9 protein-coding genes are annotated in these 8,828 nt (G+C 58.9%); 8 read left to right on the top strand and 1 reads right to left on the bottom strand.

Going from position 1 to position 8,828, the window contains the following annotated elements:
- Window positions 1–29: 29 nt before the first annotated feature.
- On the bottom strand, window positions 30–965 hold the full coding sequence (gene tauA, locus ACW9IR_RS27195; RefSeq protein ID WP_431978496.1) for a taurine ABC transporter substrate-binding protein: 936 nt from the start codon (window positions 963–965) through the stop codon (window positions 30–32).
- Between the two features lie 418 nt (window positions 966–1,383).
- On the opposite strand from tauA, the gene ACW9IR_RS27190 reads away from it, so the two are divergent.
- The 8 genes from ACW9IR_RS27190 (at window position 1,384) to ACW9IR_RS27155 (ending at window position 8,708) form a co-directional block, all read left to right on the top strand.
- Window positions 1,384–2,727, top strand: a complete 1,344-nt coding sequence (locus tag ACW9IR_RS27190; protein ID WP_223026733.1) for an OprD family porin — start codon at window positions 1,384–1,386, stop codon at window positions 2,725–2,727.
- 293 nt (window positions 2,728–3,020) lie between these two features.
- Entirely contained in the window at window positions 3,021–3,659 is a 639-nt protein-coding gene (locus ACW9IR_RS27185) for a peroxiredoxin (RefSeq protein ID WP_457465708.1), read from the top strand.
- Window positions 3,660–3,968: 309 nt separating this feature from the next.
- Entirely contained in the window at window positions 3,969–4,562 is a 594-nt protein-coding gene (ssuE, locus tag ACW9IR_RS27180; RefSeq protein WP_007913832.1) for an NADPH-dependent FMN reductase, read from the top strand.
- 90 nt (window positions 4,563–4,652) lie between these two features.
- A complete protein-coding gene (locus ACW9IR_RS27175; protein WP_034151972.1) occupies window positions 4,653–5,618 on the top strand; it encodes a sulfonate ABC transporter substrate-binding protein in 966 nt (321 codons plus the stop codon).
- 25 nt (window positions 5,619–5,643) lie between these two features.
- Complete coding sequence (gene ssuD, locus ACW9IR_RS27170; RefSeq protein WP_457465706.1) at window positions 5,644–6,792, top strand: FMNH2-dependent alkanesulfonate monooxygenase; 1,149 nt, start codon at window positions 5,644–5,646, stop codon at window positions 6,790–6,792.
- A gap of 8 nt (window positions 6,793–6,800) precedes the next feature.
- A complete protein-coding gene (gene ssuC / locus ACW9IR_RS27165; protein ID WP_003229260.1) occupies window positions 6,801–7,583 on the top strand; it encodes an aliphatic sulfonate ABC transporter permease SsuC in 783 nt (260 codons plus the stop codon).
- On the top strand, window positions 7,580–8,386 hold the full coding sequence (gene ssuB, locus ACW9IR_RS27160; RefSeq protein ID WP_034151971.1) for an aliphatic sulfonates ABC transporter ATP-binding protein: 807 nt from the start codon (window positions 7,580–7,582) through the stop codon (window positions 8,384–8,386). The genes ssuC and ssuB overlap by 4 nt, the downstream gene beginning before the upstream one ends.
- A 106-nt stretch (window positions 8,387–8,492) precedes the next feature.
- On the top strand, window positions 8,493–8,708 hold the full coding sequence (locus tag ACW9IR_RS27155) for a TOBE domain-containing protein (protein WP_003229256.1): 216 nt from the start codon (window positions 8,493–8,495) through the stop codon (window positions 8,706–8,708).
- Window positions 8,709–8,828 lie beyond the last annotated feature (120 nt).

The raw sequence follows: 8,828 nt of genomic DNA, 5'->3' as shown, positions 1-8,828 counted from the left end.
CTGTGGGAGCGAGCCTGCTCGCGAAGCTTTTATTGCGCCACAAACTTCGCGCTGACGTACGGCGAGTAGTCCGGCAGCACCGTTTCAACCTTGCCCTGTTCCTTCAAAAACTTCGCCGTCTCGCCAATCGCCTTCGCCGTGCCGCCATCCAGCAGCGCGGTGGTTTGCTGCGCCTTGGCATCCGGGAACGCTGAGCCTGCGAGCAATTCCGGCACGTCGGCGGCATTGGCACCGGTCAGTTTGGCGATTTTCTGAACCGGCACCGAGTCAGCTGTCCAGCTGTCTTTATGCGCCGCGTAATCGGCGAATGAGTCCAGCGTGACCTTGGCGAATTTCGCTACGACGTCGGGGTGCTTCTCGGCGAAATCCTTGCGCGCGACCCAAACCTCGAAGGTCGGCGCCCCCCACTGGCCGACCTGCGCGGCATCGGTCAGGGTCTTGCCGGTTTTGCGGATTTCCCCCAGCGCCGGCGACCAGACAAACGCGCCATCGATATCGCCACGTTTCCACGCCGCTGCAATCTCTGCCGGTTGCAGGTTCACCACTTTGACTTTCGAGCTATCCAGCCCCCAATGCTTGAGAGCGCCGAGCAGGCTGTAGTGGGAGGTGGAAACGAACGGCGTGGCGATGGTCTTGCCGACCAGATCCTGGGGTGTGTTGATGCCGCTGCCATTGCGCACCACCAACGCTTCGGCGGCATTGATCTGCGCCGAAACGATGAACGCGACAATTGGCAGATTACGCGAGGCCGCCGCTGCCAACGGGCTGGAACCGAGGTTGCCGATCTGCACATCACCCGAAGCAATGGCTGTCACAACTTCCGGGCCACTGTTGAAGCGACGCCAGTCGATTTTCTCGCCGATGGTTTTTTCGTAGACGCCGTCGGCCTGGGGGACTTTGCTCGGGTCGATACCGGTTTGATAACCCACGGTGAGGTTGGCGGCATGGGCGGAAAAACTAATCATCGCCGACACACAAACTGTAACAAATTGACTAGATAGTGCGCGTTTGGCCATCATGGCGTCGCCTTTTCGATAGGGTTTGACGATTCGGGGTTACGCCAAAGCTAATCGATATAAAAAAAGGCTAACAAATACCATTTAGGAATGAGCTTAGTCGCCGATACGCTGTTTCCCGGCGGAGATGGCACGATAATGGCCATATTCCGAAATGATATGAAAAAGAATGAATAAATTCTTTTTGGGTTTATCAGGAAATCTTTACTCTGCACGGACCAAATCACTGCGATTAGACCTTGGTCGTAGACACACAAGGTTACGATTGACTTGTCAGTCACGGTCTGGCGCTAATCGCGCATCTTAGGACCCAGGGCATCAGACCCCGGGCCAGGAACACAAGAATTAGAAACGAGAGGAGCTTTACATGAACAAGTCCACCTTGGCCCTGGCTGTGGCCGTAGGGGTTATGGCGCAGCAGGCAGGCGCCGCCGGTTTCATCGAAGACAGCAAAGCTACTTTGGGGCTGCGTAACTTCTACATCAACACCGATAACCGTGATGGCACTGGCGCCAACAAGAACGAAGAGTGGGGCCAAGGCTTCGATCTGCGTTTCATCTCCGGCTATACCCAAGGCACTGTTGGTTTCGGTATCGACGCTATCGGCCTGCTGGGCGTACGTCTGGATTCGGGCGGCGGCACTAACGGCAACAGCGGTACCGCTTACGGCGGCACTGTGTTCCCGAGCGAGTCCAACGGCAAAGCGGTGGACAACTTCTCCAGCCTGGGCCTGACTGCCAAAGCCAAGATCTCCCAGACTGAACTGAAGCTGGGTACTCTGCAGCCGAAGAACCCGGTCATCGTGACCAACGACGGTCGTCTGCTGCCACAAACCTGGCAGGGTGGCCAGATCACTTCCGGCGAAATCAAGGACCTGACCCTGGTCGGTGGTCAGATCGAAGCCGTGAAAGGTCGTAACTCCAGCAACAACGAAAACCTGTCGATCGGTGGCGCCAACACCCGTGGTACTGCGTTCCGTGACAGCAACAAGTTCATCTACGCCGGTGGTGACTACAAGATCACCAAAGACCTGACTGCCCAGTACTACTACGGCAACCTGGAAGATTTCTACAAGCAGCACTTCCTGGGTCTGGTTCACAACTGGGCAATCGGCCCGGGCGTATTGAAGTCCGACTTCCGTTACTTCAACAGCTCCGACGACGGCAAGAACGGCACTGATTCGGCTTACTACAGCAGCGGCAACTACACCGGTTTCCGTAACGGTCGTGGCGAAGTTGACAACAACCTGTACAGCGGTCTGTTCCTGTACACCGTTGAAGGTCACACCTTCGGTGGCGGCTACCAGGTTTCCAATGGCAGCAGCGACTTCCCTTGGCTGAACCAGGGCGACGGCTCGTCGAACTACACCATCACCGACATGCAGATCCAGAAGTTCGGTCGTGCCGGCGAGAAAACCTGGCAGGCTCGCTACTCGTATGACTTCGCTAAAGTTGGCGTACCTGGCCTGACCGCTGGTGTGGTTTACCTGAAAGGCGATTCGATCGACACCGTTGGCACCAATGGTCGCGAAAGTGCATCGAACCGTTCCGAGTGGGAACGCGATTTCACCATCGGCTACGTCGTACCTGAAGGCCCGTTCAAAAACGTCGGCCTGATGTGGAAAAACGCTGTATGGCGCACCGATCTGCCGAACACCCGTTCGCAGGACGAAAACCGCCTGATCGTCAGCTACTCGATCCCGCTGCTGTAATAGCGAGTGCTGCACCTGATGTAAAAAAAGCCCCGTCCGGCATCGCGCCGGACGGGGCTTTTGCGTTTTCGAGTCAGGCCCACCCCCGTAAGCCATCCCCGATTTCCCTCTTTACAGCAACTCAAGGCCTTCTCGAACCTTGCGAGCGATGTTCCTCGGGATGCCGCCGAGCGTCCAGTGAACAGATGTTTAATATTCACTTATGATCTAGATATCTCATTATTTATTCTTTTTCACGATGGCAAATCACGGGCTACAGTTGAGGTCTCGAACAACTCATCAGGAGCAGCACCATGAGCCTCAGACTCGGCGACATCGCCCCCGATTTCGAACAGGATTCCAGCGCCGGCAAGATTCGTTTCCACGAATGGCTGGGCGATAGCTGGGGCGTGCTGTTCTCCCACCCGGCGGACTTCACCCCGGTGTGCACCACTGAGCTGGGCTTCACCGCCAAGCTCAAGGATGAGTTCAGCAAACGCGGCGTCAAAGCCATTGCGCTGTCGGTCGACCCGGTGGATTCGCACCACAAGTGGATCGAAGACATCAACGAGACCCAGAACACGGTCGTCAACTTCCCGATCCTCGCCGATGCCGATCGCAAGGTCTCGGATCTGTATGACCTGATCCACCCGAATGCCAGCGACACGCTGACCGTGCGTTCGCTGTTCGTAATCGATCCGAACAAGAAGATTCGCCTGACCATCACCTATCCGGCGAGCACCGGGCGCAACTTCCACGAGATTTTGCGGGTGATCGATTCGCTGCAGCTCACCGACAACTACAAGGTGGCCACCCCGGCCAACTGGCAGGACGGTGAAGAGGTGGTGATCGTGCCTTCGCTCAAGGATGAAGACGAAATCAAAAAGCGCTTTCCGAAGGGCTATCGCGCGGTGAAACCGTACCTGCGCCTGACCCCACAGCCGAACAAGTGAAATTTGCGGTGTGGCCACCACCGCCATCGCGAGCAGGCTCACTCCTACAGGGAGACGCATTCCAAATGTAGGAGTGAGCCTGCTCGCGATGGCGTTAGTCCAGTCACCACGGAACCACTAAGCAGGGGATTTCAGGCCGTTTCGACGGCCTTTTTTTTCGCCTTGAATAAACTGAATCTTATATCTCCAAAATGCATAACCAAATGAATAAATATGATTTATGGATATATAAATCAGCTGGTAAGGTCACTCCCATCGAAGCGAGATCGCAACCCGCGAATCGCCTGTAACGCTTAAGGAATTGTCTCAATGCTGGTCGTCTCACTCGGTGGCAGTCCCAGCCTGCGCTCCCGTTCCGGGGTGCTGCTGGAACGCTCGCAACGCTGGTTGCAGGCGCAAGGGGTGGAAGTGGTGAGTTATCAGGTGCGGGACTTCCCGGCCGAAGATTTGCTCCATGCCCGCTTCGACAGCCCGAAGGTGCTCGACCTGCTGCAACAGATTGAAAACGCCGACGGCCTGCTGATCGCCACACCGGTTTACAAAGCATCGTTCTCCGGCGCCCTGAAAACCCTGCTGGATCTGCTGCCCGAGCGCGCGCTGAACCACAAGATTGTCTTGCCGATGGCCACTGGCGGCAGCATCGCCCACATGCTGGTGGTCGATTACGCCCTCAAGCCTGTGTTGTCGGCGTTGAAAGCCCAGGAAATGCTCCAGGGGATTTTCGCCGAGGACAGCCAGATCGCTTACGGCGAAGGCAGTGCCGCCGCGCAACTGGCACCGGCGTTGGAGCAGCGTCTGCATGAAGCGCTGGATCAGTTTGTCGGCGCCATGGCCCGCCGGCCGAAACCGCTGGAACCGGGCCTGTTGAACGAACGTTTGTTGAGTGCTCGCTGGAGCATTTAAGCCACACCCGCATTTGATGTACTTCACCTTACTCAGCCGCTAACGGCCAAGCAGGTGCAGCCAAAACCCAACAGCAAAAAGGAGAGCGCTATGCGCACTGTATTTTTGCGTCGTGGTCTGGTCGCTCTGTTTGCTGCGGCTGTCACCTTCGGCGCCATCACTCAAGCTCAAGCCGAGACTCTTCGGATCGGTTATCAGAAGTACGGCACGCTGGTGCTGCTCAAAGCCAAGGGCACTTTGGAAAAACGTCTGGCCGCTCAAGGCGTCGACGTGCAATGGACTGAGTTCCCCGGTGGCCCGCAACTGCTCGAAGGCCTGAACGTCGGCTCGATCGACTTCGGTGTCACCGGCGAAACCCCGCCAGTCTTCGCCCAGGCTGCCGGCGCCGATTTGCTTTACGTCGCTTATGAACCACCCGCGCCGAACAGCGAAGCGATCCTTGTGCCGAAAGACTCGCCGATCAAATCGGTGGCCGATCTCAAAGGCAAGAAAGTCGCCCTGAACAAAGGCTCCAACGTTCACTACCTGCTGGTGCGTGCACTGGAAGACGCCGGCCTCAAATACACCGACATCCAGACCGTATTCCTGCCGCCGGCCGATGCTCGCGCTGCGTTCGAACGTGGCAGCGTCGACGCCTGGGTTATCTGGGATCCTTACCAGGCCGCCGCCGAGAAACAACTGCAAGCGCACACCCTGCGCGACGGCAAAGGCATCGTCGACAACCATCAGTTCTATCTCGCGACCAAGCCTTACGCCGAGAAAAATCCTCAGGTGATCAAAACCCTCGTCGAGGAAGTGCGCGCGGTCGGCGAGTGGTCGAAAGCCAACCCTGAAGACGTGACCCAACAAGTCGCGCCACTGCTCGGCCTGCCGGCAGACATCACCCTGACCTCGGTGAAACGCCAGGGCTACGGCGCGCTGTTCCTGACCCCGGAAGTGGTCGCCGCACAGCAGAAAATCGCTGACACGTTCTTCCAGCTCAAGCTGATTCCCAAGCCGCTGAGCATCAAGGATGTGATCTGGACACCACCGGCCGCTGTGGCTAAAGCGCAGTAATTCGAATCCCCAAGGAGACCACTCCATGAGCCTCAATATCTTCTGGTTCCTGCCTACCCACGGCGACGGCCATTACCTTGGCACCGCCGAAGGCGCTCGCGCCGTCGACCACGGTTATCTGCAACAGGTCGCGCAAGCAGCGGATCGTCTGGGCTTCGGCGGTGTGCTGATTCCCACCGGCCGTTCCTGCGAAGACTCGTGGCTGGTGGCAGCGTCGCTGATCCCGGTGACCCAGCGCCTGAAATTCCTCGTTGCCCTGCGCCCCGGGATCATTTCCCCGACGGTCGCGGCGCGGCAGGCCGCCACGCTGGATCGTCTGTCCGGCGGCCGTGCGCTGTTCAATCTGGTGACTGGTGGTGACCCGGAAGAATTGGCCGGTGACGGTCTGTTCCTCAGCCACGAAGAACGCTATCAAGCCTCGGTGGAGTTCACCCGCATCTGGCGTCGTGTGCTGGAAGGCGAAACCGTCGATTACGAAGGTCAGCACATCAGCGTGAAAGGCGCCAAGTTGCTCTATCCGCCGATCCAGCAACCGCGTCCGCCGTTGTACTTCGGTGGCTCGTCGGAAGCGGCGCAGGACTTGGCTGCTGAACAAGTGGAAATGGTCCTGACCTGGGGCGAGCCGCCAGCAGCGGTGGCCGAGAAGATCGCCCAAGTTCGCACCAAAGCCGCCAAGCTCGGCCGCACCGTACGCTTCGGCATTCGTCTGCACGTGATCGTTCGTGAAACCAACGCTGAAGCGTGGCAAGCGGCGGATCGGCTGATCTCGCATCTGGATGACGACACCATCGCTCGCGCTCAAGCGTCGCTGGCGCGTTTCGATTCGGTCGGTCAACAACGCATGGCCGCGCTGCATGGCGGTAGTCGCGACAACCTCGAAGTCAGCCCGAACCTCTGGGCCGGCGTCGGTCTGGTGCGTGGCGGTGCCGGCACGGCGCTGGTCGGCGACGGCCCGACCGTGGCTGCGCGTGTGAAGGAATACGCCGATCTGGGCATCGATACCTTCATCTTCTCCGGTTATCCACACCTCGAAGAATCGTATCGCGTCGCTGAGCTGCTGTTCCCGCACCTCGACATCGAGCGTCCGGAACTGCCGAAAAGTGCCGGTTACGTTAGTCCGTTCGGCGAGATGGTCGCCAACGACATTCTTCCCAAAGCCGCGTCGCAGAGCTGAGGCGCGCCATGAAGAAAATCATCCACAGCCTCGCGCCCTGGGCATTGCCGGTATTGCTGCTGGCGGTGTGGCAGTTGTCGGTGTCGGCCGGTTGGTTGTCGACACGGATTCTGCCGGCACCGGTGGCGGTGATCGAAGCCGGCGTGAGCCTGGTGCGCAGCGGCGAAATCTGGACGCATCTGGCGATCAGCGGCTGGCGTGCGGCCCTCGGTTTCACCATCGGTGGCAGCATCGGTCTGGTCTTGGGTTTCATCACCGGCCTGTCGAAATGGGGCGAACGCCTGCTCGACAGCTCGGTGCAGATGATCCGCAACGTGCCGCATCTGGCGCTGATTCCGCTGGTGATCCTGTGGTTCGGCATCGACGAGTCGGCGAAGATTTTTCTGGTGGCTTTGGGCACGTTGTTCCCGATCTACCTCAACACTTATCACGGCATCCGCAATGTTGATCCGGCGCTGGTGGAGATGGCGCGCAGTTATGGCTTGAGCGGTTTCAGCCTGTTCTGGCAGGTGATTCTGCCGGGCGCGCTGCCTTCGATTCTGGTCGGTGTGCGCTTCGCCCTGGGCTTTATGTGGCTGACGCTGATCGTCGCCGAAACTATTTCCGCCAGCTCCGGCATCGGCTATCTGGCGATGAACGCCCGCGAGTTTTTGCAGACCGACGTGGTGGTGCTGGCGATCCTGCTTTACGCGGTGCTCGGCAAACTCGCCGACCTCGCGGCCCGTGGACTTGAGCGAGTGTGGTTGCGTTGGCACCCGGCTTATCAGGTTGCCAAAGGAGGTGCGGCATGACTGCTCAACAACCTCCACGCCTGTTGCGCGGGATTCCGCTGGCGGTGCGCAACCTGCAGAAAACCTTCGGCGCGCGGCAGGTGCTGCGTGACATCGATCTGCACATTCCGGCGGGGCAGTTTGTCGCCGTGGTCGGGCGCAGTGGCTGTGGCAAAAGTACCTTGCTGCGTTTGCTCGCTGGGCTTGATCAGCCGACTGGCGGCGACTTGCTGGCCGGTTCTGCGCCGCTCAGCGATGCGCGGGAAGACACCCGATTGATGTTCCAGGAAGCACGTCTGCTGCCATGGAAAAAGATCATCGACAACGTCGGTCTTGGCCTCAAAGGCAACTGGCGTCCGAAGGCTCTCGAAGCACTGGACGCGGTGGGCCTGGCCGATCGCGCCAATGAATGGCCGGCGGCGTTGTCGGGCGGACAAAAGCAGCGCGTTGCGCTGGCTCGCGCGCTGATCCATCAACCGCGCCTGCTGTTGCTCGACGAACCGCTCGGCGCACTGGATGCGCTGACCCGGATTGAAATGCAGCAACTGATCGAACGTCTGTGGCAGCAACACGGCTTCACGGTGCTGCTGGTGACCCACGACGTCAGCGAAGCGGTGGCGATTGCTGACCGGGTGATTCTGATCGAGGACGGCGAAGTCGGCCTCGATCTGCATGTCGAACTGCCGCGGCCGCGAGTGCGTGGTTCGCACAGACTCGCAGCGCTGGAAACCGAAGTGCTTAACCGTGTTCTCTCCCTGCCTGGCGAACCGCCAGAGCCGGAACCTGTTTCACCACTGCCTACGCAACTGCGTTGGGCGCAATGAAGCAGCTGCGAGCCTCAAGCTACAAGCTACAAGTAGAAGCGCTGTGCTTTTGCTTGCCGCTTGAAGCTTGCCACTTGCCGCTTATTTCGACCTCAGGAGAAATATCATGACTATCAAAGCCATCAACGTCCGTAACCAGTTCAAAGGCTCGATCAAGGAAATCGTCCTCGGTGACGTGCTGTCGGAAATCGACGTGCAGACCGCTTCCGGCATCGTTACTTCGGTGATTACCACCCGCTCGGTCAAAGAGCTGGAACTGGTGGTCGGCAGCGAAGTGATCGCCTTTGTGAAATCCACCGAGGTGTCGATCGCCAAGTTGTAAGCCGGTGAGTAAAAAACAACCCCGGAGGGCGTGAGCCCTGCGGGGTTTTTTGTGTCTGATCTGAAAACTGCGGTGCGGCCTTCGCGAGCAGGCTCGCTCCCACAGGGGATCGCATTCCAA

The sequence above is a fragment of the Pseudomonas sp. SDT291_1_S447 genome (assembly GCF_054070155.1).
The sequence above is the reverse complement of the archived record's forward strand: the minus strand, read 5'-3'. Positions and strand labels throughout refer to the sequence as shown.